This window comes from Nocardioides sp. Leaf285 (genome assembly GCF_001422955.1).
Taxonomy (GTDB): domain Bacteria; phylum Actinomycetota; class Actinomycetes; order Propionibacteriales; family Nocardioidaceae; genus Nocardioides; species Nocardioides kribbensis.
In genome coordinates, this window is the sequence record NZ_LMNH01000001.1 from 783,954 (window position 1) to 807,917 (window position 23,964).

Consider the following 23,964-nt stretch of genomic DNA (forward strand, 5'->3'; position numbering starts at 1 on the left):
GACGGTCGCTGGCGCTCCCTCCTCAACCACCGGGGGAGGCGGGACCCGGTAGATTTCGGGGCGTGGACACCTCCTCGGCACCGATCCCCGCACCCCCGCGGCACTGGGAGGCCGACGTCCTGCTGCGCGACGGCCGATCGGCCCACATCCGGCCGATCACGCCCGACGACGCCGAGCTGCTGGTGGAGTTCTACTCCCGGGTCTCCGACCAGTCGAAGTACTACCGGTTCTTCTCCCCGATGCCGCAGCTCTCGCCGCGCGACGTGGAGCGCTTCACCCGGGTCGACCACCAGGACCGCGTCGCCTTCGTGCTGCTGCTCCAGCAGCGGATGATCGCCGTGGGCCGCTACGACCTGGTGCGCCCGGGGGAGGCCGAGGTCGCCTTCCTCGTCGAGGACGCCCACCAGGGCCGCGGCATCGCGCAGCTGCTGCTCGAGCACCTGGCCCAGGCCGGGCGCGAGCGCGGCCTGGAGAAGTTCGTCGCCGAGATCCTCCCCGACAACAGCCGCATGATCCAGACCTTCCGCGACGCCGGCTACCGCGTGGCCAGCGAGTACGAGGACGGCGTGCTGCAGCTGGAGTTCCCCATCGCGCCCACCGACACGGCGGTCGGCGTGATGCACGGGCGCGAGCACCGCGCCGAGGCCGCCTCGATCGAGCGCTTCTTCAACCCCCGCTCCGTGGCCATCGTCGGGGCCAGCCGCCGCCAGGACACGATCGGCCAGACCCTGGTGCGCAACCTCGTCAACGGCGACTTCACCGGGCGCGTCTACGCCGTCAACCCCACCGCCGGCGCCGTGTCGGGGCTGCCGGCCTACAAGTCGGTCTCCGACATCCCCGACGACGTCGACGTGGCCATCGTGGCCGTGCCGGCCGACGCGGTGCAGGACGTCGTGCTCGACTGCGCGGCCAAGGGCGTGCACGGGCTCGTGGTCATCTCCTCGGGCTTCGCCGAGACCGGCGAGGAGGGCCGCCAGCGCCAGCGTCGCCTGGTGGGGCTCTCGCGCTCCTACGGCCTGCGCCTCATCGGCCCCAACTGCCTGGGCGTCATCAACACCGACCCGGCGGTCTCGGTCAACGCCTCGCTGTCCTCGGTGATGCCGCCGCGCGGTCGCGCGGGCTTCTTCTGCCAGTCCGGTGCGCTCGGCTCGGCCATCCTGGAGAAGGTGCAGAACCGCGGCCTGGGCCTGTCGACCTTCGTCAGCGCGGGCAACCGCGCCGACGTCTCGGGCAACGACCTCCTGCAGTACTGGGAGGAGGACGACTCCACCGAGGTCGTGATGATGTACCTGGAGTCCATCGGCAACCCGCGCAAGTTCTCGCGCATCGCCCGGCGGGTCTCGCTGCGCAAGCCGATCGTGGCCGTGCGCTCGGGCCGCACCACCCAGGGCGTGCCCATGGGCCACGCCGTGCGCAAGATCGCCGCGCCCCCGCAGGCCGTCGACGCGATGTTCCGCCAGGCCGGGGTGATCCAGGTCGACGCCTTGGAGGAGATGTTCGACGTCGCCCAGCTGCTGGCCCACCAGCCGCTGCCGCGCGGGCGCCGGGTGGCCATCGTCGGCAACTCCGACGCCCTGGGGCTGCTCGCCGCCGACGCCGCCGCCGCGGTCGGGCTGGTCGTCAACAAGTCGGTCGCGCTGGGCGCCGAGGCCGGCGCCGACGACTTCGAGGACGCCCTCGACGCCGCCATCGACGACCCCGACGTCGACTCGGTCGTCGCGGTCTACATCCCCCCGCTCAACGTCTCGGGCGAGGAGGTCGCCAACGTGCTCGCCGCCATCGGCGAGCAGTCCGACAAGCCGCTCGTCTCGACCTTCCTCGGCGTCGAGGGCGTGCCCGAGCTGCTGCGCGTGCCCGACGTCGCCGGCTCGACGGCCGGGCGCGGCTCGGTGCCGTCCTACCCCGCCGTCGAGGCGGCCGTGCGGGCCCTGGCCCACGTCGTCGAGTACGCCGTGTGGCTGCGCACCCCCGACGGGGTGCCGCCGGACCCCGACGCCGTCGACCAGATCGGTGCGCGCAACCTGCTCAACGAGCTGCTCGCCGAGCACCCCGACGGGCTCGAGGTGCCGACCCCGGCCCTGCGCGAGCTGCTGGCGACCTACGGCATCGACCTGTGGACCGCCCACCCGGTGCACACCCTGGACGAGGCGACCGCGGCCGCCGACGAGCTGGGCTGGGACGTCGTTCTCAAGGCCACCGCCGAGCACCTGCGCGAGCGCCCCGACCTCTCCCACGTGTGGCGCAACATCGACGACCGGCGCGAGATGGCCGACGCCTGGCAGTCGCTCACCACCCTCATCGGCGACCCGGTCGAGTCGGGCTTCGTGGTGCAGAAGACCTCGCCGGTCGGCGTGCCGGTGGCCGTGCGCAGCATCGAGGACCCGCTCTTCGGCCCGGTGGTCTCCTTCGGCATCTCCGGGCCGATCATCGAGCTGCTCGGCGACAAGGCCTACCGCATCCCGCCGCTGGGGGAGCGCGACGCCGCGGCCATGGTGCGCGAGGTGAAGTCCTCCCCGATGCTCTTCGGCTACCGCGGCAGCGAGGTGGTCGACATCGGGGAGGTCGAGTGGCTCATCCGGCGGGTCGCCCAGCTGCAGAACGACCACCCGCAGATCAGCTCGCTGGAGCTGCCGCTGGTGCTCGCCGGGCCCCACGGCGCCTCGGTGCTGACCGGCCACGCCCGCATCGACCCGGTGGCCGACGCCCGCTCCGACTGGTTCGTGCGGCGCCTGCCCAGCGCCCCCGGCGACACCATCCCGAACTGACCGCGCGCCGCCGCGGGGCGCGTGGCGGGCCGGGCCCCGTCACGCCGTAGGATCCCGGCCATGGTGATCTCCGACAGTGCGCGCCTGCTCTTCGTGCACGTGCAGAAGACGGGCGGCTCGACCATCCAGCGTGCGCTCGAGCCGGCGCTCCCCGACGCCCGCCAGGTCAAGGGGATCGACCGCCACGCGATGCTCGGCGGCATCCTGCGCGCCGAGCCCGACCTCACGCCGTACTGGACCGTCGGCTTCGTGCGCAACCCGTGGGCGCGGATGCTGTCGTGGTTCCGCATGGTCGAGCGCTTCCGCGACACCGAGCGCGACGGCACCCAGGTCATCGAGCGCAAGAACCAGTTCATGCAGGGCGTCGCCGAGAGCTGCCCCGACTTCGAGACCTTCATCATGAAGGGCCTCGACGAGTGGACCCGGCTCCAGACGCCGCAGGTGCGCTACCTCACCACCCGCACCCGCCGCGCCGACATGATCGGGCGCCAGGAGACCCTCGAGGCCGACCTGCGGGCCGTCTTCGCCCGCTTCGACCTGCCCTGGACCCCGCTCAAGAGCGTCAACGTCGACAAGTCCCGCCCCGACTACCACGACGAGTACACCGACGCGATGCGCCGGCGCGTGGAGTCGGTGTTCGCCAAGGACATCGCCGTCTTCGGCTACTCCTTCTAACGCCGTGCCCGACCGGCAGCCCGACCGGCAGCCCGACCGGCAGCCCGACCACCGGGACCCCGCGCGCCGACGGGGTCCGCGGCGCTGGTCGCGCGCGGTCGCGACGCCCGCGGCGCCCGCGGCGGGGTCCGCAGCCGCCCGTGACACACTGACGACCATGCGCGCTGCCCGGACCGACGACCGCGACCGCACCCGGGAGCTGAGGGCGGCCATCGACCGCACGGGCTACTACCCCGAGGTCGTCTCCGACGGGGTCGCCACCGCCGTGGCCGGCGAGCAGGTGCTCGCCTTCTTCGTCCACCACGAGCCGACCTTCGAGCACGACGAGGTGCGCCGCCACCTCAGCGTCATCGTGCTCACGCCCTCGCGCCTGGTGCTGGCCCACACCGACGAGCACGCCGGCGACGACCTGCTGCCCGAGCCCTACACCTCGACCTCCACCGAGGCCGTGCGGCTCTCGTCGGTGACCTCGGTGGTCGTCACCCGCATGGTCGCCAACCCCACGTCGGGTCCCAGCCACCCGGCGGAGGCCGTCATGACCATCGGCTGGGGCGGCGTGAGCCGCCTCGACCTCGAGCCGGCCGGCTGCTCCGACCCCCAGTGCGACGCCGACCACGGCTACACCGGCGTCCTCGCCTCCGACGACTTCTCGCTGCGCGTCTCGGCCGCGGCCGACGGCGGCGAGGCCGTCGCCGGCCTTCTCGCCTTCGCCGAGGAGCTCTCGGCGCGCACCCACCTGGCCTGAGGCCCGACGTGCCCCCCGCCCCCGACGGGACCACCCCGCCCGGACCCCGCGACGCGCGCTTCCTGGAGCCGGCGTACGGCGTGGGCTCGCTGGGCGACGTTGTGCCGGCCGTCGCGGGCGCCCTGGGGCTGCCGGGCGATCTCTTCGCGGGTGGGCGGCCCGCGGGGCTGCTGCTGCCCGACGCGCCGGCCTACGTCGTCTTCCTGGTCGACGGCCTCGGCGCTCGTCTGCTGGAGCGGCACGCGCACGCCGCGCCGTACCTCTCCGCGCTGGCCCAGGGCCATGCCGCCGCGACCTGCGGGGTGCCGTCGACCACCGCCACGAGCCTGACCTCGCTCGGCACCGCGCTCGTGCCCGGCGCGCACGGCGTCGTCGGGTTCACCTCCCGCGTGCCCGGCACCGACCGGCTGCTCAACGCGCTGCAGTGGTCGAAGCAGGTCGACCCCACCGAGTGGCAGCCGCAGCGCACCGCCTTCGCACGCCTCGGCGCCGCGGGGGCCTCGGTGACGGTGGTCAACAAGCGCGAGTTCGCCGGCAGCGGGCTGACCGTCGCCGCCCACCGCGGGGCCGACTACGTGGGCGCCGACAAGGTCGGCGAGCGGATCGCCGCCGCGGTCACGGCCTCGGCGCAGCGCCCGTCGCTGACCTACCTCTACGACGGCGACCTCGACTGGACCGGGCACCGCCACGGCGTCGCCTCCAGCCAGTGGCTCCAGCAGCTGGCCATGATCGACGCCGAGGCCGAGCAGCTGCGCGAGGCGCTGCCCACCCACGTGCGGCTGCTGGTCGTCGCCGACCACGGCATGGTCGACGCCCCCGACGACACCCGCGTCGACGTCGACGTCGTCGACGCGCTGCGCGACGGGGTGGCCCTGCTGGGCGGGGAGGCCCGCTTCCGCCAGCTCTACTGCCAGCGCGGCGCCGTCGACGACGTCGTGGCCGCCTGGCGCGGTGTGCTCGGCGACCGGGCCGAGGTGCTGGCCCGTGAGGACGCCGTGGCGCGGGGCTGGTTCGGTGAGGTGTCGTCGTCGGTGCTGCCGCGCTACGGCGACGTCGTCGTGGCCTGCCACGGCGACACCGTGGTGCTCTCGTCGACCGACTTCCCCTACGAGACCGGCCTGGTGGGCTTCCACGGGTCGCTCACGCCCGACGAGATGCTCATCCCGGTGCTGATCGACTGACCCCGTGCGGGCGGTCCCGACTCCGGGGGTCCCGGCTCCGGCCGGGCCGGCCCGGGTCGCGTCGGGTCAGCCGAAGGGCAGCGGCTCGGGGGCCAGCGAGACCGCCTTGGCGCGCGCCGCGGTGAGGCGACGGCGGTGGTGCTGGCGGCACAGCACCTCGTAGGCGACGTCGGCGTCGGACTCGGGGGCCGCGGTGGCCGGCGTGCCGTCCTCGGCCGCGGTCTGCTCGACGTCGCCGACCACGATCACCTCGCCCTCGGTGACCATCACGCCGTTCTCGGTGCGGGCGTTGTGGGTGGCGCGCTTGCCGCACCAGCACAGCGCCTCGACCTGCAGCACGTTCATCCGGTCGGCGAGCTCCACCAGGCGGGCCGAGCCCGGGAAGAGCTGGGTGCGGAAGTCGGTGAGGATGCCGAAGGCGAAGACGTCGATCTGGAGCTCGTCGACGACCTTGGCCAGCTGGTCGATCTGGTCGCCGGTGTAGAACTGCGCCTCGTCGCAGATGAGGTAGTCGATGCGCCCGCCCTGGGTCAGCGAGGTGACGACGTAGCGCCAGAAGTCGAAGTCGGGGTCGACCTCGAGAGCGGCGTGCACCAGGCCCAGCCGGCTGGAGACCTGGCCGTTGCCGGCCCGGTCGCGGGTGACGAAGATGCGGCCCTGACGGCCGCGTGCGGCGTGGTTGTGGTTGGTCTGGAGCGCGAGGGTGCTCTTGCCGGAGTCCATCGTGCCGGTGAAGAAGTGCAGTTCGGCCACGAGGGGTGATCCTGTCACGCCGCGTCCGGGCCGCACGCGGCAGGATGGGCGCCATGAGCGACCACCAGACCGGCCGGGGGAGCGACCGGCCCGGCCACCTGCTCGGCCACCGGGGGAGCGACCGGGTCCAGGCCCCGCTGATCGGCGTCGAGGAGCTGCGCGCGCGGCTCGGGGAGGTCACGGTGCTCGACGTGCGCTGGCGCCTCGGCGGTCCGCCGGGCCGCCGGGAGCACGCCGCCGGCCACGTGCCCGGGGCGGCGTACGTCGACCTCGACGCCGACCTGGCCGGCCCACCGGAGACCGGGCCCGGTGGCGGTGGGCGCCACCCGCTGCCCGGGCCCGAGGCCTTCGCGGCCGCGATGCGCCGGGTCGGGGTGTCGCGGGACCGGCCGGTGGTCGTGGCCGACGACTGGTCGGGTCGGGCCGCGGCCCGCGCCTGGTGGCTGCTGCGCTTCCACGGCCACCCCGACGTGCGCGTGCTCGACGGCGGCTGGTCGGCCTGGGTCGCGGCGGGCGGCCCGGTCGAGACCGGGCCCGTGACGCCCGTCCCCGGCGACCTGGCGGCCGACCCGGGGCACCTGCCCATCGTGGGTCCGCAGGACGTGCCGGACGTGGCCGTGCTCCTCGACGCCCGCGCCCCCGAGCGCTACCGCGGCGAGGTGGAGCCGGTCGACCCGGTGGCCGGCCACGTGCCCGGCGCGGTCAACGTGCCGACGAGCGAGAACCTCCGCCCCGACGGCCGCTTCCGCCCGCCGGCGGAGCTGGCCGAGGTCTACGCCGCCGCGGGCGCGGTGCCGGGCGCCGAGGTGGCGGCGTACTGCGGCTCCGGGGTCACCGCCGCCCACGACGTGCTCGCCCTGGAGCTGGCCGGGGTGCGCGCGGCGCTCTACCCCGGCAGCTGGAGCGGCTGGGTCACCGACCCGACCCGTCCGGTCGAGCGCGGGTGAGCCGCGCCCGGGGCGCCCCCGGGCCCCGAGGTCACCAGTGCACGCCCCTGAAGAGCCGCGCCAGCATGATCTGCTCCGACTCCCGGGCGGTGCCGTCGCCGCGGGCCGCGGCGGAGTCGGGGAAGACGTGGTAGGCCATGTTGAGCACCCGGAAGGCGAGCTTGGGGGCCAGCGTGTGGACCACGGCCCCGGCGTTGCCGAGGGCGGTGTTGATCTCGTGGGGGCGCTCCACCATCGCGGTGACGACCAGGTCGGCGGCCTGCGCCGGTGAGATGGTGGGGAACTTGTCGTAGATCTTGGTCGGCGCGATCATCGGCGTGCGCACCAGCGGCATGTGGATGCCGGTGAAGGTGACCCCGTCGCCCACCAGCTCGGAGCTGACGACGTTGCTCCAGGAGTCGAGCGCCGCCTTGGAGGCGACGTAGGCCGAGAAGCGCGGCGGGTTGGTCTGCACACCGATCGAGGAGACGTTGACGACGTGGCCGCGGCCCTGCTCGCGCATGGTCGGCAGCAGGCCCATCACCAGCCTGATCGCGCCGAAGTAGTTGAGCTGCATCGTGCGCTCGAAGTCGTGGAAGCGGTCCTGCGACAGCGCCAGCGAGCGACGGATGGAGCGGCCGGCGTTGTTGACGACGAAGTCGACCGAGGGCAGGTCGGCCACCAGCTGGGCGCACAGCGCGTCGATGGCCTCGAGGTCGGAGAGGTCGCAGGGGTAGACGTGGGCGCTGCCGCCGCGCCGCTCGATGACCGCGCGCGTCTCCTCCAGCTTGTCCTTGCCGCGGGCCACGAGCACGGGCACCCCGCCGGCCTGGGCGACCTTGAGGGCGGTGACCTGGCCGATGCCGGAGGAGGCGCCGGTGATGACCACGTGCTTGCCCTGCAGCGCCTGGCGCGCTGCGCGGTCGCGGCCGGTGGTCTCGTCGAGGTGCTCCTCCCAGTAGCCCCACAGCGTGCGGGCGTAGGACTCCAGGTCGGGCACGGCGATGCCGGAGCCGGCCAGCGCGCGCTCGGTGCGGCGGGAGTCGAAGACCGCGCTGAAGCTGGTGTGGGCCAGCACCTCGGCCGGCACGCCGGCACGCGAGGTGACCGGGTCCAGCACGGCCTGCACGAGGCCGTTGCCGACCACCTTGCCCAGCAGCGCGGTGGGGCGCAGGGCACCGGGCAGCCGGCCCAGGGGGCCCGCCGTGGTGACCCGCCGGTCGAGCGGGGTCGCGAAGGTCGGGGCCCCGGCTGCGGCGCAGAAGGCGTTGACCATGTCGACGACGGGCTGCGGCTCGGGGTTGACCAGGTGGAAGGCCTCCCCGTCGTGGCCGGGCAGGTGGGCGAGGTGGTCCATGGCGGCCGCGACGTAGTCGACCGGCACCACGTTGGTGTCGCCCAGGTCGACGCCGACCACGGGGAGCCACGACGGCAGGGCGTCGCGCAGCCGCTTCATCAGCGGGAAGAAGTAGTAGGGGCCGTCGACCTTGTCCATCTCGCCGGTCTGGGAGTGGCCGACGACGATCGCGGGGCGGTAGACCCGCCACGGCACGGTCGCCTCCTCGCGCACGATCCGCTCCGACTCGTGCTTGGTGCGGTGGTAGGCCGAGGGCAGGTGCTGGCCCTCGTCGAACATCGTCTCGTCGAAGCGCCCGCGGTGCTCCCCGGCCGCGGCCACCGAGGAGACCTGGTGGAAGCAGCCGACGCGCAGGGCCGAGGCCAGCTCGAGGGCGTGGCGGGTGCCGCCGACGTTGAGCGCCTCGTTGGTGGCGTCGTCGGCGGTCATGTCGTAGATCGCGGCGAGGTGGAAGAGGTGGTCGACCTCGCCGGCGTGCTCGGCCACCCACGACGCCGCGACGCCCAGGCCGGGCTCGCCGAGGTCGCCGACGACGGGCACCACGCGCTCGGAGCCCCAGCGGCGCACCAGCGCCTCCATGCGCTCCATCGAGCCGGCTCGCACCAGCACGAACACCGTGCCCTCGCGGTGGTCGAGGAGCTCCTGGACGAGGTGGCGGCCGATGAACCCTGTGGCGCCGGTCACGAAGTACGACATGGCGGGAGGGTACTCGCAGGCAGGCCGCTGTGCCGCGGGTCGACGGCGTCGTCCGTCGCTCCGCCGGCGCGGCCCCGGGTGGGGGCCCGGTGACGTCGCGACCGGCTCGGACGAGGGGGCGGCGAGCCGCTCAGTCCTGCTTGCCGCCGCCGAACATGATCTCGTCCCAGCTGGGCACCGAGGCGCGGCCGCGGCTCTTCTTCACCGGTCGCCGCACCGGCTCGGGCGCGGGCTCGGGGGTGGGCTCCGGAGCCGGCTCGACCGGTGCGTCGTCGAGGGCCGCGGCGTCGGCGGCCTCCTCGCGCTCGGAGGCGTCGAGGTCGGGGGCGTCCGGGCGCGCGCGGGGTGCGGCGGTGTCGAGGAAGGCCTCCGGCGGCGCCTCCGACCCGAGGTCGGCGGCGCGCGCGGCGGGCCGCCCGGCGGCCGGGGTCTCAGCGGGTGCCGCTGCGGGTGCGTCGGTGGGGGAGACCATCTCGATCGCGTCGTCGCCGAGCGGGAGCTCCTGGTCGGCGTGGTCGACGCGGGTGCGCGGCGCGCGGGCGCCGGGAGCCGGGTCGGTGTCGCCAGCACCCGGGGCCCCGGGGGAGTCGGGCGCGGCGGTCAGGCGGCGCTGGCGGGCGCGCTCGAGGTCGTCGTGGGCCTCGGGGGCGGGCGTCGTGGCGACGGCCTCGCCGACGACCCAGCGCGCGTCGTCGTTGTCGAGCAGCACGTAGTTGCCCGGCAGGTCGAAGGTGAACTCGGCGGTGCCCTGGCGCTCGGCGGCGGTGTACTGCGCCACGAGCGACCACCGGCCGTCCTCGCGGCGCCAGGAGTCCCACTCGACCTGGTCGGGATCGACGTTGTGGGCGCGCAGGTGGGTGGCCACGGCGTCGCCGAGGGTCCGCGCGGTGGAGCCGTCGCCGCCGCGGCGGCGTACGGAGGAGCGCTGGGCGCGCTGGGCGACGTGCTCGCGCTCGGCGAGGACGGGGCCGGCGTAGGCCATGATCCGGTCGAGGCTGGTGCGGGCGGCCTCGGCGACGGCCTCGGGGGTCTCCCCGGCCCGGATCCGGGCCTGGATGTCGCGAGGGCGGAGGGCGCTGTCCATGGTGTTCTCCAACTGACCGGTGCGTGAGGTCTCTGCGCGCAGTGCGGCTCGCAGGGGTGCGTCGTTGTCGAGGGTGAACTCGACCCCGGCGTCACTGACCAGGAGCAGGTGCCTCCCGTCCTCGCTCACGCCGGCGAGGGTCAGGTGCACCATGGACCGAGCCTACGCCAGCACCACCCCGCGGGCGCGGACTGGCTCGGCGCGCCCGCCGGGACCGGTACGACGGACGCCGCCGCACCGGGGGCGGCCCGGTGGTCGTGCCGCGCGCACCCGCCGCCGCGGGGCGGCCCGGCCCGCCCCGGTGCCCGGTCGACGTACCTGACCTGCGGTGACGGCGTCCGCGCGCTTTCCGCGCAACCGGTCGCGCGTCGGTAGCCTCCGGGCGTGAGCACGTCGGACCCCAGCAGCACGCTGGCCGCCACCCTGGTGGTCCTCGACCTGCTGGGCATCTTCGTCTTCGCCATCTCCGGGGCCCTCGTGGCGGTGCGCAAGGACCTCGACGTCTTCGGCGTGATCGTGCTGGCCGGGGTCACCGGGCTCGGCGGCGGCTTCCTGCGCGACGTGCTGATCGGGGCGGTGCCGCCCGCGGCCCTGGCCGACTGGCGTTACCTCCTGGTGCCGCTGGCCGCCGGGCTGGTCACCTTCGTCCACCACCCCGCGCTGGGCCGCATGGAGCGCCTGGTGACGGTCTTCGACGCCTTCGGGCTCTCGCTCTTCTGCGTGGCGGGTGCGCTGAAGGCCCTCGACTACGGCCTCGGTCCGCTGCCCGCCGCGCTGCTGGGCATGGCCACCGGGGTGGGCGGCGGCATGGTGCGCGACGTGCTGGCCGGGCGCGTGCCGGTGGTGTTCCGCGGCGAGCTCTACGCCATCCCGGCGCTGGCGGGCGGCGCCGTGGCCGTGGTCGGTGTGCGCGCCGACCTGCCGACCGTGGCCGTCTCGGTCGCCGGCGCCGCGGTCTGCCTGGCCTGGCGGCTGCTCGCGGTGTGGCGCGGGTGGCAGGCGCCGCTGCCGCGCGGCTCGGCCAGCGTCTAGGCCAGCTCCAGGCCCGGCCAGCCGACCAGCCAGCCGTCGGGCTCCACGACGAGGAGGACCGCGGCGTCGAGCCACGCCCCAGCGGCTCGCTCGGCCGGGTGCGGCGTACCCCTGTTCTCCCGGTGGTGCGAGACGTGGCGGCGAACGACGGGTCGGAGGGCCCCGAGGCTGTCGTTCGCCGCCACTTCCCGGTCCTGGGTCACTCGCCCGACCGGCGGTCCGGTCCGGACGGCGAGGCCCGCCGGACCGCGGCGTCGAGCCACGCCCCTGCGGTTCGCTCGGCCGGGTGTGGCGCACACCTGTCCTCCCGGTGGGGAGAGAAGTGGCGGCAGACGACGGGTCGGAGGGTCTCGAGGCTGTCGTTCGCCGCCACTTCTCGGTCCTGGCTGGCCGGCCGGTCCGGACGTCGAGGGCCCCCGACCGCGGCACAGCCGGACCCCTCAGCCGGACCCCTCAGCCGGACCCCTCAGCCGGACCCCTCAGCCGGACGCCTCAGCCGGGCGGCCGCAGCGGGTCGGGCTCGACGGGGGCGGAGCTCGGCACGGCGCGACCACCGGGGTCGGTCGCGGCGGCCGTCGCGGCGCCGGCACCGGCGGTGGTGTCGCCGCGGGTGAGGTCGTCGTGGGGGGCGTCGCCTGCCGACGCGGCGGTGGGCTCCGCGTCGTCGCCGCGGGGCAGCAGCTGGGCGGCCACGGCGGCGAGCAGCCCGGCCACCACCGGCACGAGGTAGGCGGCGGAGGCCCCACGGGCGTCGACGACCACGCCGCTGAGCGTCGCACCGGGCGCGACGCCGGCCACGAGGCCGGTCTGCATGATGGCCATGCCCTCGGTGAGGCGTCCGGGCGGCACCGTGCGCTCGGTGAGCGAGAGGGTGGCGACCAGCGTGGGGGCGATCGCCACGCCGCCCACGAGCAGCAGCAGGCCCATCGCGACCATCGAGTCGACGAACAGCAGCGGCACCATGGCCGCCGCCATCGCCAGCGACCCCCACCGCACCCGCACGGCGGGGCCGCGGCGCCAGGTGATGGCCCCGGTGACGACGCCTGAGAGCAGGCTGCCCAGCGCCCACAGCGCGAGCAGCGCGCCCGCCCAGGCCTTGGCGTCCTGCTCCTCGGAGAAGGCGACGGTGGTGACCTCGGCGGCGCCGAAGAGCACCCCGAGCGCCGCGCTGACGACCGCGAGCGGGGCCACCGTGCGCCACGGCATGGCGGGGCGGGGCCCGGTGGCGGCGTCGTGGCGCTGCCGGGGCGGCTCGGTGGCGCGCTGCGAGGCGAAGAAGAGACCGCCGGCGACACCGGCGACGACCGCGACGGCCAGGCCGGCCACCGGGTGCACCGCGGTGGCCAGCAGCGTCACGGTGATCGGACCGAGGATGAAGCAGGCCTCGTCGACGACCGCCTCGAGGGCGAAGGCGGTCTGCACGTCGGCGGGCCGGGAGAGCACGTGGGACCAGCGGGCGCGCACGCAGGAGCCGATCTGGGGCAGAGTTCCGCCCGCGACCGCCGCCGCGGCGTAGGTGGTGGCCATCGGCCAGCCGTCCTGCACCGACCAGACCAGCAGCACCATGGCGACGCCGAAGAGCACGCTGGCGGTGCTGAGCACCAGGCCCTGGCCGAGCCGGTCGACCAGGCGGCCCTGGGCGATCGCCAGCAGCGCGTTGGCGACCATGTAGGCCGCCGAGACCGCACCGGCCACGCCGTAGGAGCCGGTAGAGGCCTCGACCAGCAGCACGATGCCCAGGCCGGCCATCGAGATGGGCAGGCGAGCGACCAGACCGGTCAGGGAGAAGAGCAGGGCGCCCGGCTCGCGCAGCACCCGCTGGTAGGACGACAGCATCACCGCGAGCCTAGGTCGCGCCGGGGACGCGGGACCAATCCCAGCCGGGGCGTGACACGGGTCGCACGCCCCGGCGCCGAGGCGAGCCCGAGGGGTGAGGGACGCCGGGGCCGCGCACCTACGATGAAGGGCGTGAGCAACGACCCCGCGGATGTCCTGACCGACGTCGACGTGACCCCGTACGACGCCCTCCTGCTGGTCTCCTTCGGCGGCCCGGAGGGCCCCGACGACGTCGTGCCCTTCCTGGAGAACGTCACCCGGGGGCGCGGCATCCCCCGCGAGCGCCTCGAGGAGGTCGGCAAGCACTACCACCTCTTCGGCGGTCGCTCGCCGATCAACGACCAGAACCGTGACTTCCTGACCGCGCTGCGCGCCGACCTGGCCGAGGCCGGCATCGACCTGCCGGTCTACTGGGGCAACCGCAACTGGGACCCCTACCTCAAGGACACCCTGGCCCGGATGGCCGCCGACGGCGTGACCCGCGCGGCCTGCTTCGTGACCAGCGCCTACTCCTCGTGGAGCAGCTGCCGGCAGTACCGCGAGAACCTCTGGGACGCCGTGGAGGGCCTCGAGGGGGCGCCGCGCCTGGACAAGCTGCGTCACTATTTCAACCACCCCGGCTTCGTGGAGCCCAACGTCGACGCCGTGCTGGCCGCGCTGGCCGACCTCCCCGACGACGTCCGCGACGGCGCTCACCTGGCCTTCGTGACCCACTCGATCCCGCTGTCGATGAACGACGCCAGCGGTCCGCCCGAGCAGGGCGGTGGCGCCTACGTGCGCCAGCACCTCGACGTCGCCGACGTGATCACCCGCCGCGTCGCCGAGGAGACCGGCCGCACCCACCCCCACGAGCTGGTCTTCTGCTCGCGCTCGGGCGCCCCGCACATCCCGTGGCTCGAGCCCGACGTCAACGACCACCTCGAGAAGCTGCACGGCGACGGCGTCCCGGCGGTCGTGATGGTGCCGGTCGGCTTCGTCTCCGACCACATGGAGGTCATCTACGACCTCGACACCGAGGCCATGGAGACCGCGGCCGAGCTGGGCCTGCCCGCGCGGCGCGCCGCCACCGCCGGCACCGACGCGCGCTTCGTGGCCGCCGTGCGCGACCTGCTGGTCGAGCGCGCCACCGTCGAGCGCGGCGGCGAGGTCGCCCGCGCGGCGGTCGGCTCGACCGGGCCGATGTGGGACCGCTGCCCCCGCACCTGCTGCTCCAACCCCCGCGCCGAGCGTCCCGCCCTGTGCGGCTCCGACCCGGTGCCGGCCGACGCCGCGGCCACCGTGCCGGGCCAGGCCGTGGTCGTCGCGTGAGCGGTCCCGCGGACCGCTCCGCACCGGCCGCTCCCGCGGACCTCGCCGCGATCGCCCTCGCGGTGGCCCGGGAGGCCGCCGAGCTGGTGCGCGAGCGTCGGGCGCGCGGGGTCGAGGTCGCCGCGACCAAGACCAGCGACATCGACATCGTCACCGAGGTCGACCGCGCCAGCGAGGTGCTCATCCGTCAGCGCCTGCTGGAGCACCGCCCCGACGACGCGATCCTGGGCGAGGAGGGCGACGACCACGCCGGCAGCTCCGGGGTGCGCTGGGTCGTGGACCCCATCGACGGCACGGTCAACTTCCTCTACGGCATCCGCCAGTACGCCGTCTCCATCGCGGCCGAGCGCGACGGGGAGGTGGTCGCCGGCGTGGTGCTCAACGTGGCCGACGGGCACACCTACCTCGCCCACACCGGGCCGGCCGGTGCCGACGACCGCACGGGCGCGGTGGCGACCCGCGACGGCGAGCCGATCGCGGTGCGCGCCGCCCAGCCCCTCGCGGAGATGCTCGTGGGCACGGGCTTCTCCTACGACCGTAGCGTGCGGGTGCTCCAGGCGCGGGCCCTCGTCGAGCTGCTGCCGCGCGTGCGCGACGTACGCCGCCTGGGCTCGGCCGCGCTCGACCTGTGCGCCGTGGCCGAGGGCAGCCTCGACGCCTACGTCGAGGAGGGCGTGCAGCCCTGGGACCACGCCGCCGGCGGGCTCGTCGCCCGGCTGGCGGGCGCGCGCACGGAACTGCTCACCGGGGTCGGTGGCCTGCCGCTCATGGTCGCCGCGGGCGCTGAGACCTTCGACACCTTCCGCGACGCCGTGCACGGCGCCGGGTTCGCCGCGGGCAGGCCCACCGCCCCCGCCACGCCCCCCACCGCCACCGGAGCAGGGCTGTGACCTGCGCCGACGCGGCCGGGACGAGCCGGTCGGCCGGCGCCACGACGGGGAACCGGTGGGCGGACACCAGGAATAGCGTGACGTCACCGGATGTTCACGCGTCGCCACACCAGACCGGTGTGCGCGAGCCGGACCCGATGGTGCACAATCTGGCGCCGACGAGGACCGACCGGCAGGACGAGGGGAGTGACTGACGATGGCGACTGACTACGACGCACCGCGCAAGAACGAGGAAGACCAGTCCGAGGAGAGCATCGAAGAGCTCAAGGCGCGTCGCCACGACAAGAACTCCGGCAAGGTCGACGAGGACGAGGCCGAGGCCGCAGAGGCCTTCGAGCTCCCCGGCGCCGACCTGTCGCACGAGGAGCTCGCGGTCGAGGTGAAGCCCAAGCAGGACGACGAGTTCACCTGCATGAGCTGCTTCCTGGTGCACCACCGCTCGCAGCTGGCCGACAGCAAGAAGATGATCTGCTTCGACTGCGAGTGAGCACGCCCGCGCCGCGCACGGCCTGCGCTGCGCCGCACGACACGACGAGGGCCGCACCCCAGGGTGCGGCCCTCGTGTCGTGCCGGCCGTGCGGAGCTGGTCCCAGGCCGGGGTCAGCTGGTGGGCGTGGAGGCCTTGGAGGCGTCCTGGCCGTCCTTCTGCAGCTCGGCGGGCAGGTGGCCGGTCGACTTGGCGTAGTAGTGCGCGGCCTTGCGGGCGGCCAGCATGCGTGCGATCTGGATGAAGGTGCCGCTCGCGGCCGCCCAGGCGACGGCCTCCCAGATCTCCACGTCGGGGTCGGCGGGGTTGGCGGGCGGGTTCTTGCCCGTCGCGGCCTTCCACGAGGTGTTGAGGGTCTTCTTGGCCACCGTCGCCGCGCCGATCGCCGCGGCGAGGGAGAAGACGGACCAGATCTTGGAGGAGCCACCAGATGCCATGACGCCGACCTTACCGCCGCTCAGCCGGCGTGCTGCTCACCCTGCGCGGTGGTCGGGCCCGGTCCGTGCGCCCCGCGGGGCGACGCCGCGGCCGCGGTGAGCGCGGCGGCCAGGGCGTCGGGACGCCGGGTGCTGAGCAGCCAGTACGGCGTGGGGTCGGCCGGGTCGGTGAGGTGCACCCGCACCGCGCGCTTGCGGTAGGGCCGCAGCAGCAGGAAGGCGCGGGCGTCGGCGTCCCGACCGGCCGCGAGGCGGGCCGCCTCGGGGGTGAGCGGCTCCACGGCACCGACGTGCTCCAGACCGATGCGGGCGCGGCCCGCACGCAGCTCGCCGCCGGCGACGCTGATGACGGCGTTGCCGTAGGCGAGCAGGAGGGCGGCCATGAGGGCCACCGAGAGGCCCGCGACGACCCAGGCCACCACGCCCGGCACAGCGACGACCACGGCCAGCCAGAGCGAGGCGACGAGCATCGTGCCCTGCACCCACCAGCGCAGGGGCACGGCGAGTCGCTCGCGGTAGGTCGGGGTCACGGGGCCCAGTTTCCCACTCCCGCCCGCCCCGCGGCGACCTGGGGCGGGTGCGAGCCGCGCAGGGGCCGACCGGGAGGGCCGTGCGCGGCGCGGCCCGGCCTCGCGCGGGGCTAGGGTCCGGGCCATGAGTGACCTCGAGCTGCCCGTGGTGCGCCTCGACGCCGACCTGGCGCTGCCGGCGTACGCCCGTCCCGGTGACGCGGGCGCCGACCTGCTGACCACCGTCGACGTGACGCTGGCCCCCGGCGAGCGCGCGCTCGTGCCCACGGGCATCGCGCTGGCGCTGCCGGAGGGCTACGTCGGGCTCGTGCACCCCCGCTCGGGCCTCGCGGCGCGCCACGGCCTGTCGATCGTCAACAGCCCGGGCACCGTCGACGCGGGCTACCGGGGCGAGGTCAAGGTGCTCCTCGTCAACCTCGACCCGGGCGAGCCGATCCTGCTGCGACGCGGTGACCGGGTGGCGCAGCTGGTCGTGCAGCGCGTCGAGCGGGTGCGTTTCGTCGAGGTCGACCGGCTCCCCGACAGCGAGCGCGGCCAGGGGGGTTACGGTTCTACCGGAGGCTTCGGCCAGGGCTGACCCAGGGCCGCACCTCCGCAGCGCGCCCGCCGCGCAGCCGCACCCGTCCGGGGCGGCGCGGGCGGGCCGACCCAGACGATCCACCGAGGAGCAGGCTCTCGTGAAGTTCCGCCGCAAGTCCCAGGTCACCGCCGAGGAGCTCGACGACGCGTCGCAGCCCCAGGAGCCGGCCCGCGGCCCCTTCGACGCCGAGGACCTCCCCGACGACGGCGTCACCCGCGCCGACCTCGGCTCGCTGCTCATCGAGCCGAGCGCCGACCGCGAGCTGCGCCTGCAGGTCGAGGAGTCCACCGGCAAGGTGCAGGCGGTCATGCTGGCCGGCCCCGACGGGGCGCTGGAGCTGCGCGCCTTCGCCGCCCCCCGCAACGGCGACCTGTGGAGCGAGGTCAGGCCCCAGATCGCTGCCGACATGACCCGCCGCGGTGGCACCGCCACCGAGGTCGAGGGCCCCTTCGGCGTGGAGCTGCAGTGCCAGCTCGCCACCCAGCTGCCCGACGGCCGCACGGGCACGCAGCACTCGCGCATCATCGGCGTCAACGGCTCGCGGTGGCTGCTGCGCGCCACCCTCATCGGGGGCCCCGCCCGCGAGCCGGAGACGGCGGCCGACTGGGAGCACGTCATCACCCGGGTCGCGGTGCGCCGCGGCGAGGGCGCCATGCCCGTCGGGGAGGCGCTGCCGGTCTCGCTGCCCGACAACGCGCGCAAGGTGCAGCCCGCCCAGCGCACGGCCCAGGAGACCGGCCAGCAGCTCACCCAGCCGACGGGGGAGTAGACCGCCCGTGGGTGAGAAGAGCCGGCTGCGCCGCAGCATCAGCAAGTGGGCCAACAGCTCCGACCAGCACGCCCGCGACCTGCGCAAGACCTACTGCGAGCCCGGCCACGACACGATCGCCGCCGCGCCCGACCGTGAGCGCGTCGTGCTGCGCGGCACGCTGCGCACGGTGACGCTGCGCCCGCGCGGCGGGGTGCCGGCCCTGGAGGCCGAGCTCTTCGACGGCTCCGGGGTCATCACCATCGTGTGGCTCGGCCGCCGCCGCATCGTCGGGATCTCCCCGGGGGTGTCGATGCAGGTGCAGGGTCGCATCGGCTGCCACGACGGTGTGCGCGTCATGTACAACCCGCGCTACGAGCTGATCCCGTGAGCGACCCGCTCCGTCCCGCCGGCGACCCCCTGTCCCGGTCCGCCGACCAGCCCGGCCCGCCCGTCGACCAGCCCGAGCACGACCCCGGGGTCGAGAGCGTCGAGGCCGTGGTGCGTGCGCAGCTGGCCAAGGCCCTCGGTGGGCGTCGCGGCATGGTCGAGGCGGCCGTGCCGACCCTCCTCTTCACCGTCCTGTGGCTGACCACGCGCGAGCTGAACCTCGCCATCGCGGTCGGCGGCGCGGCCGCCGCCCTGGCCCTGGTGGTGCGGCTCGTGCAGCGCTCCACGGTGCAGTTCGCCGTCAACGCGCTGGTCGGCATCGGCATCGGCTGGTTCTTCGTCGCGCTCTCGGCGCGCAACGGCGGCAGCGCCGACGAGCAGGCGCTGGCCTACTTCCTGCCGGGCCTGATCTACAACGGCGTCTACGCCGTGGCGATGGGGCTGACCTGCCTGATCCGCTGGCCCCTGGTGGGCTTCATGGTCGGCAGCGTCACCGGCGACCCCACGGCCTGGCACGCCGACAAGCAGGTCGTGCGGCTGTGCACCACGCTGACGTGGCTGCTGGCCGTGCCGTGCGTCGTGCGGGTCGCCCTCCAGCTGCCGCTGTGGCTGGCCGGCCAGTCCGGTGCCATGGACGTCGACACGGTCGTCGCCGCGCTCGGCGTGCTCAAGATCGCGCTGGGCTGGCCGCTGCAGCTGCTCGCCCTCGGCGCGATGATGTGGGTGCTCGGCCGCAACCGCACGCCCGTCTCGCCCGCCGTGGCCTGAGCCCCGCCCGGCACCCCGGGCGCCGCGCGGCCCCGGCGTACGCCGGTCGGCTCAGCCGCCGTGGGAGGAGGGCGCGAGCAGCCGCTCGAGCTCGTCCTCCTTCTCGGCCGGCACGACCAGCAGCAGCTCGTCGCCCGACTCCACCGGCTGCTCCGGGGTCGGCACGTAGACCTGGCCGTCGCGCAGGATGGTGACGAGCGCGCAGTTGTCGGGCAGCGGGATGAGGCCCGAGGGCTTGCCGACGTAGGGCGAGTCGCTGGGCAGCGTCATCTCGACCAGGTTGGCGTTGCCCTGGCGGAAGGTGAAGAGCCGCACGAGGTCGCCGACGCTCACCGCCTCCTCGACCAGGGCCGACATGATGCGCGGGGTCGAGACGCTGACGTCGACGCCCCACGCCTCGCTGAAGAGCCACTCGTTGTTGGGGTGGTTGACCCGCCCGACGGTGCGCGGCACCCCGAACTCGGTCTTGGCCAGCAGCGAGGCGACCAGGTTGGCCTTGTCGTCGCCGGTGGCGCAGATGAGCACGTCGCAGCGCTCCAGCCCGGCCTCCTCCAGCGAGGACATCTCGCAGCAGTCGGCCAGCAGCCACTCGGCGTCGGGCACCCGCTCGGGCTTGATGGAGCCGGCGTTCTTGTCGATCAGCAGGACCTGGTGGCCGTTGCCGATCAGCTCGCGGGCGATGGAGCGGCCCACGGCGCCGGCTCCTGCGATGGCGACTCGCACGTCAGTGCTCCTCAGGTCCTCGGTCGAGCACGGCGTAGGCGTGGGCCGCGTTGTCCTCGCGGATCACCAGGTGGAGCATGTCGCCCTCCTGCAGGATCGTCTCGCGCGAGGGCAGCATGCCCTCGCCGAGCCGGTCGATCCACGCGATACGGCTGCGGCTCTGCTCCTGCATGGCCACGGTGCGGTGGCCGATCCACGACTCGGGCACCGTGACGTGGTCGACGCGGATGGTGCCGCTGGGGTCGCGGAAGTCGGGCTCCGCGCCGGCGGGCAGGATCCGGCGCAGCACCTGGTCGGCGGTCCACTTCACGGTCGCGACGGTGGTGATGCCCAGGCGCTGGTAGACCTCGGCGCGGCCGGGGTCGTAGATGCGGGCGACGACCTGCTGGAGGCCGAAGGTCTCGCGGGCGACCCGCGCGGCGATGATGTTGGAGTTGTCGCCGCTGGAGACCGCGGCGAAGGCGTCGGCGCGACGGATGCCGGCCTTCTCCAGGACCTCCTGGTCGAAGCCGTAGCCGGTGACCTTGTCGCCGTTGAACCCCGGGCCGAGGCGCCGGAAGGCGTCCGGCTCGCTGTCGATGATGGACACGGTGTGGTTCCGGTCCTCGAGACTGCGCGCGAGCGTCGAGCCGACGCGGCCGCAGCCCATGATCACAACGTGCACGCCGTCACCGTATCGCCTAGGGCTCCGGGCCGTGCGTGCCGTAGCGTTCCGTCGCGTGGGAGTTGGCGACGTCTCGAAACGGATCCTGCTGGGACGCAAGCTGCGCAGCTCCCAGTTGGGGGAGACGCTGCTCCCCAAGCGCATCGCGCTGCCGGTCTTCGCCAGCGACGCGCTCTCCTCGGTGGCCTACGCCCCCGACGAGGTCTTCATCATGCTCTCGCTGGCCGGCGCCTCGGCCTACATGTGGTCGTGGAAGATCGCGATCGCCGTCGCGATCGTGATGGCGGCGGTGATCGCCTCCTACCGCCAGACCGTCCACGCCTACCCCAGCGGTGGCGGCGACTACGAGGTCGCCACCGTCAACCTGGGCCCGAAGGCCGGCACGACCGTGGCCAGCGCCCTGCTGGTCGACTACATCCTCACCGTGGCCGTCTCGATCTCCTCCGGCGCCCAGTACGCCGCGTCGGCCATCCCGGCGCTCAGCGGCCACGAGGCGACCTTCGGCTCGCTGCTGGTGCTGCTGCTGATGGCGATGAACCTGCGCGGCATCCGGGAGTCGGGCAGCTTCTTCGCGGCGCCGACGTACCTGTTCATGGTCGCGATCCTCGGCATGTGCGGCATCGGGCTCTTCCAGCTCTTCACGGGCAACCTGCCCCGCGTCGAGAGCGCCGACCTCACCATCACCCCCGAGCCGGGCCTCGAGGGCCCGCTCACCACCTTCGCGCTGCTCTTCCTGCTCGCCCGGGCCTTCTCCTCGGGCTGTGCCGCGCTGACCGGCGTCGAGGCGATCTCCAACGGCGTGCCGGCCTTCAAGCGGCCCAAGAGCAAGAACGCCGCCACGACGCTGCTGCTGCTCGGCATGATCGCGATCTCGATGATGGTCAGCGTCATCGTGCTGGCCCGCCAGATGGGGCTGAAGTACGTCGACCCCCACGACCTCGACCGGCTCACCCGCGACGGGCAGGCGCTGCCGGCCGACTACGACCAGCACACCGTCATCGCCCAGATCGCCGAGGCGGTCTTCCGCGACTTCCCGCCGGGCTTCTACCTCGTGGTCACGGTCACCGGCATCATCCTGGTGCTGGCCGCCAACACCGCCTTCAACGGCTTCCCGGTGCTGGGCTCGATCCTGGCCAACGACGGCTTCGCCCCCCGCGCGCTCGGCTCGCGCGGCGACCGGCTGGCCTACAGCAACGGCATCGTCTTCCTGGCGGTGATGGCCATCGTGCTGATCCTGGCCTTCGACGCCGAGACGACCCGGCTGATCCAGCTCTACATCGTGGGCGTCTTCGTGTCCTTCAACCTCAGCCAGCTCGGCATGATCCGCCACTGGACGCGGCTGCTGCAGACCGAGCGCGACCCCGCCGAGCGGCGCCGCATGGTGCGCTCGCGCCTGATCAACGCCATCGGGCTCAGCTTCACCGCCGTGGTGCTCGTGATCGTGCTGGTCACCAAGTTCCTCGCCGGCGCCTGGATCACGATCCTGGCGATGATCTTCTTCTACGCCCTCATGCGCGGCATCCGCGGCCACTACGACAAGGTCTCCGCGGAGCTGGCCGCCGACGAGGAGGACCGGGTCATGCCGACCCGCGTCCACGCGATCGTGCTGGTCTCCAAGCTGCACAAGCCCACGCTGCGCGCGCTGGCCTTCGCCAAGGCGACCCGGCCCAACGTGCTGGAGGGCATCTACGTCTCCGTCGACCCCGTGGCCACCGACAAGCTGCTCGCCGAGTGGGACGAGCGGAAGATGGACGTGCCGCTCAAGGTGCTCCACTCGCCCTACCGCGAGCTGGTGCGCCCGATCGTGGAGTACGCCACCGAGATCCGCCGCTCCAACCCGCGCGGGGTGGTCGCCGTCTACATCCCCGAGTACGTCGTGGGACGCTGGTGGGAGCAGCTGCTGCACAACCAGACCGCGCTCGTGCTCAAGGGCCGCCTGCTCTTCACCCCGGGGGTCATGGTGACCTCCGTGCCCTACCAGCTGCGCTCCTCGCAGATCGCGCGCGAGCGCCAGCTGTCCGACGACTTCCGCGTGCGACCCGGAGACCTGCGCCGAGGCCAGGTCGACGAGCGCCACCCCGACGAGCTGAGACGATGACCCGACACCCCCGCGCCCGCGCCGCCCGCCCCCGAGCCGCTCGTGGACGCTCCCGCGTCGGCGAGCGCTTCGAGGTCGAGGTCGGCCCCGTCGCCCACGGCGGTCACTGCGTGGCCCGTGTGCCCGACGGCGAGGACCTGCGGGTCGTCTTCGTGCGCCACGCACTGCCCGGCGAGCAGGTCGTGCTCGCGATCACCGAGGGCACCGACGGCGACCGCTTCTGGCGCGGCGACGCGGTCGAGGTGCTCACCGCCTCCCCCGACCGCGTCACCGCGCCCTGCGTCTACTCCGGCCCCGGCGGCTGCGGTGGCTGCGACTTCCAGCACGTGGAGCTGGGCGCCCAGCGCGGGCTCAAGGCGGCCGTGGTCGCCGAGCAGCTGCGCCGCCTCGCCGGCCTCGACCTGGCCGTCGAGGTCGAGGCCGTGCCCGGCGACGACCACGGCCTGCGCTGGCGCACGCGCATGCAGTACGTCGACCTGGGCCAGGCCGACGACGGCGGGCGCCGTGTGGGCATGCGCAAGCACCGCTCCAGCGAGGTCGTCGCGATCGACGACTGCCTCATCGCGCACCCCGAGGCCCGCGAGCCGGGCCCCGGCACCCTGAGCGAGACCGTCAGCGCCACGACCGCCGCCGGACCGGTCGGGCCGCACGACTTCACCGTCGCCGCCGACGGCTTCTGGCAGGTGCACCCCGGGGCGCCGGCCGCCCTCGTCGGCGCCGTGCTCGACGCGCTCGCCCCGCGGTCGGGGGAGTCGGTGCTCGACCTCTACTCCGGCGTGGGCCTCTTCGCCCGCTTCCTCGGCGAGGCCGTCGGCGCCGACGGCCGGGTCGCCTCGGTCGAGGCCGACCGCACCGCCTCGGGCCACGCCCGCAGCAACCTGGCCCCGCTGCTCGAGCGCGGCACCGGCGTGGAGATCGTGTGCGGGCCGGTGGAGAAGGTGCTGGCCCTGCGCGCTCAGGAGGGCCCTGACAGCGTCGACCTCGTCGTGCTCGACCCGCCGCGCACCGGCGCCAAGCGGGTCGTGGTGGAGCAGGTCGTCTCCCGCTCGCCGCGCGCGGTGGCCTACGTCGCCTGCGACCCCGCCGCCCTCGCCCGCGACGTCGCCATCTTCGCCGAGCACGGCTACCACCTCACCTCGCTGCGCGCCTTCGACCTCTTCCCGATGACGCACCACGTCGAGTGCGTCGCGCTGTTGACGAAAACCGGCTCTGACCTGCGGTGATGCGATTTGGGTCCTCGAGGTCGATCCCTCGGAACCGGCCCTGAGGCTCGCTTTGGGCTCACTGTGAA

At 74.3% G+C, this 23,964-nt stretch carries 23 protein-coding genes; 15 read left to right on the top strand and 8 right to left on the bottom strand.

From position 1 onward, the window contains the following. Positions 1–62: 62 nt before the first annotated feature. From ASF47_RS03630 to ASF47_RS03645, 4 genes are all read left to right on the top strand, one after another. Entirely contained in the window at positions 63–2,765 is a 2,703-nt protein-coding gene (locus tag ASF47_RS03630) for a bifunctional acetate--CoA ligase family protein/GNAT family N-acetyltransferase (RefSeq protein WP_056862577.1), read from the top strand. 60 nt (positions 2,766–2,825) lie between these two features. Further along, positions 2,826–3,440 carry a sulfotransferase family 2 domain-containing protein gene (locus ASF47_RS03635; RefSeq protein ID WP_056862578.1) on the top strand — a complete coding sequence of 205 codons (615 nt, stop codon included), beginning with the start codon at positions 2,826–2,828 and terminating at the stop codon, positions 3,438–3,440. Between the two features lie 157 nt (positions 3,441–3,597). Then, complete coding sequence (locus ASF47_RS03640; RefSeq protein ID WP_056862957.1) at positions 3,598–4,185, top strand: DUF5998 family protein; 588 nt, start codon at positions 3,598–3,600, stop codon at positions 4,183–4,185. An 8-nt stretch (positions 4,186–4,193) separates the two neighbouring features. Next, positions 4,194–5,366 carry an alkaline phosphatase family protein gene (locus tag ASF47_RS03645; protein ID WP_056862579.1) on the top strand — a complete coding sequence of 391 codons (1,173 nt, stop codon included), beginning with the start codon at positions 4,194–4,196 and terminating at the stop codon, positions 5,364–5,366. A gap of 66 nt (positions 5,367–5,432) precedes the next feature. Here the strand turns inward: ASF47_RS03645 and ASF47_RS03650 are convergent, their stop codons facing one another. Continuing rightward, the gene (locus ASF47_RS03650) at positions 5,433–6,119 is read right to left on the bottom strand and encodes a thymidine kinase (protein WP_056862580.1); all 687 of its coding nucleotides are present in this window, start codon (positions 6,117–6,119) and stop codon (positions 5,433–5,435) included. Between the two features lie 53 nt (positions 6,120–6,172). Here ASF47_RS03650 and ASF47_RS03655 point away from each other — a divergent pair, with 53 nt between their 5' ends. After that, complete coding sequence (locus ASF47_RS03655) at positions 6,173–7,066, top strand: sulfurtransferase (RefSeq protein ID WP_082499950.1); 894 nt, start codon at positions 6,173–6,175, stop codon at positions 7,064–7,066. A gap of 31 nt (positions 7,067–7,097) precedes the next feature. On the opposite strand, the gene ASF47_RS03660 is transcribed toward ASF47_RS03655, so the two are convergent. Next, positions 7,098–9,098, bottom strand: a complete 2,001-nt coding sequence (locus ASF47_RS03660; protein ID WP_056862581.1) for an SDR family oxidoreductase — start codon at positions 9,096–9,098, stop codon at positions 7,098–7,100. Between the two features lie 130 nt (positions 9,099–9,228). Continuing rightward, entirely contained in the window at positions 9,229–10,335 is a 1,107-nt protein-coding gene (sepH, locus tag ASF47_RS03665; protein ID WP_056862582.1) for a septation protein SepH, read from the bottom strand. A 231-nt stretch (positions 10,336–10,566) separates the two neighbouring features. Here sepH and ASF47_RS03670 point away from each other — a divergent pair, with 231 nt between their 5' ends. Beyond that, the gene (locus tag ASF47_RS03670; protein WP_228942373.1) at positions 10,567–11,214 is read left to right on the top strand and encodes a trimeric intracellular cation channel family protein; all 648 of its coding nucleotides are present in this window, start codon (positions 10,567–10,569) and stop codon (positions 11,212–11,214) included. A gap of 492 nt (positions 11,215–11,706) precedes the next feature. Here the strand turns inward: ASF47_RS03670 and ASF47_RS03680 are convergent, their stop codons facing one another. Continuing rightward, on the bottom strand, positions 11,707–13,050 hold the full coding sequence (locus tag ASF47_RS03680; RefSeq protein WP_156697708.1) for an MFS transporter: 1,344 nt from the start codon (positions 13,048–13,050) through the stop codon (positions 11,707–11,709). A gap of 132 nt (positions 13,051–13,182) precedes the next feature. Between ASF47_RS03680 and ASF47_RS03685 the strand changes: the two genes are divergently transcribed. The 3 genes from ASF47_RS03685 (at position 13,183) to ASF47_RS03700 (ending at position 15,735) form a co-directional block, all read left to right on the top strand. Beyond that, positions 13,183–14,358, top strand: a complete 1,176-nt coding sequence (locus ASF47_RS03685; protein ID WP_235558608.1) for a ferrochelatase — start codon at positions 13,183–13,185, stop codon at positions 14,356–14,358. Further along, on the top strand, positions 14,355–15,248 hold the full coding sequence (locus ASF47_RS03690; RefSeq protein WP_056862585.1) for an inositol monophosphatase family protein: 894 nt from the start codon (positions 14,355–14,357) through the stop codon (positions 15,246–15,248). Before ASF47_RS03685 ends, ASF47_RS03690 begins: the two co-directional genes overlap by 4 nt. A 196-nt stretch (positions 15,249–15,444) precedes the next feature. Further along, positions 15,445–15,735 carry a DUF4193 domain-containing protein gene (locus ASF47_RS03700; protein WP_056862587.1) on the top strand — a complete coding sequence of 97 codons (291 nt, stop codon included), beginning with the start codon at positions 15,445–15,447 and terminating at the stop codon, positions 15,733–15,735. Positions 15,736–15,848: 113 nt separating this feature from the next. On the opposite strand, the gene ASF47_RS03705 is transcribed toward ASF47_RS03700, so the two are convergent. Together ASF47_RS03705 and ASF47_RS03710 are read right to left on the bottom strand one after the other, a co-directional pair. Continuing rightward, positions 15,849–16,172 (bottom strand): DUF4235 domain-containing protein, encoded by a 324-nt coding sequence (locus ASF47_RS03705; protein ID WP_056862588.1) that lies wholly within the window; start codon positions 16,170–16,172, stop codon positions 15,849–15,851. Between the two features lie 20 nt (positions 16,173–16,192). Beyond that, positions 16,193–16,702, bottom strand: coding sequence for a DUF3093 domain-containing protein (locus ASF47_RS03710; RefSeq protein ID WP_056862589.1), 510 nt, complete (start codon positions 16,700–16,702; stop codon positions 16,193–16,195). Positions 16,703–16,826: 124 nt separating this feature from the next. Here ASF47_RS03710 and dut point away from each other — a divergent pair, with 124 nt between their 5' ends. From dut to ASF47_RS03730, 4 genes are all read left to right on the top strand, one after another. Beyond that, positions 16,827–17,279 (top strand): dUTP diphosphatase, encoded by a 453-nt coding sequence (dut, locus tag ASF47_RS03715; RefSeq protein WP_056862590.1) that lies wholly within the window; start codon positions 16,827–16,829, stop codon positions 17,277–17,279. Between the two features lie 100 nt (positions 17,280–17,379). Further along, positions 17,380–18,051, top strand: a complete 672-nt coding sequence (locus ASF47_RS03720) for a DUF3710 domain-containing protein (RefSeq protein WP_056862591.1) — start codon at positions 17,380–17,382, stop codon at positions 18,049–18,051. Between the two features lie 7 nt (positions 18,052–18,058). Further along, a complete protein-coding gene (locus tag ASF47_RS03725; protein WP_056862592.1) occupies positions 18,059–18,421 on the top strand; it encodes an OB-fold nucleic acid binding domain-containing protein in 363 nt (120 codons plus the stop codon). Beyond that, positions 18,418–19,188, top strand: coding sequence for a DUF3159 domain-containing protein (locus tag ASF47_RS03730; RefSeq protein WP_200918933.1), 771 nt, complete (start codon positions 18,418–18,420; stop codon positions 19,186–19,188). The genes ASF47_RS03725 and ASF47_RS03730 overlap by 4 nt, the downstream gene beginning before the upstream one ends. Positions 19,189–19,239: 51 nt before the next feature. Here the strand turns inward: ASF47_RS03730 and ASF47_RS03735 are convergent, their stop codons facing one another. Both ASF47_RS03735 and ASF47_RS03740 read right to left on the bottom strand, forming a co-directional pair. Continuing rightward, positions 19,240–19,911 (bottom strand): potassium channel family protein, encoded by a 672-nt coding sequence (locus ASF47_RS03735; protein ID WP_056862593.1) that lies wholly within the window; start codon positions 19,909–19,911, stop codon positions 19,240–19,242. A 1-nt stretch (position 19,912) separates the two neighbouring features. Next, a complete protein-coding gene (locus tag ASF47_RS03740) occupies positions 19,913–20,560 on the bottom strand; it encodes a potassium channel family protein (protein WP_227489238.1) in 648 nt (215 codons plus the stop codon). 70 nt (positions 20,561–20,630) lie between these two features. Here ASF47_RS03740 and ASF47_RS03745 point away from each other — a divergent pair, with 70 nt between their 5' ends. Both ASF47_RS03745 and ASF47_RS03750 read left to right on the top strand, forming a co-directional pair. Beyond that, positions 20,631–22,673, top strand: coding sequence for an APC family permease (locus tag ASF47_RS03745; RefSeq protein ID WP_056862595.1), 2,043 nt, complete (start codon positions 20,631–20,633; stop codon positions 22,671–22,673). Continuing rightward, positions 22,670–23,896: a class I SAM-dependent RNA methyltransferase gene (locus tag ASF47_RS03750; RefSeq protein WP_056862596.1), complete on the top strand. Its 1,227-nt coding sequence runs from the start codon at positions 22,670–22,672 to the stop codon at positions 23,894–23,896. The genes ASF47_RS03745 and ASF47_RS03750 overlap by 4 nt, the downstream gene beginning before the upstream one ends. Positions 23,897–23,964 lie beyond the last annotated feature (68 nt).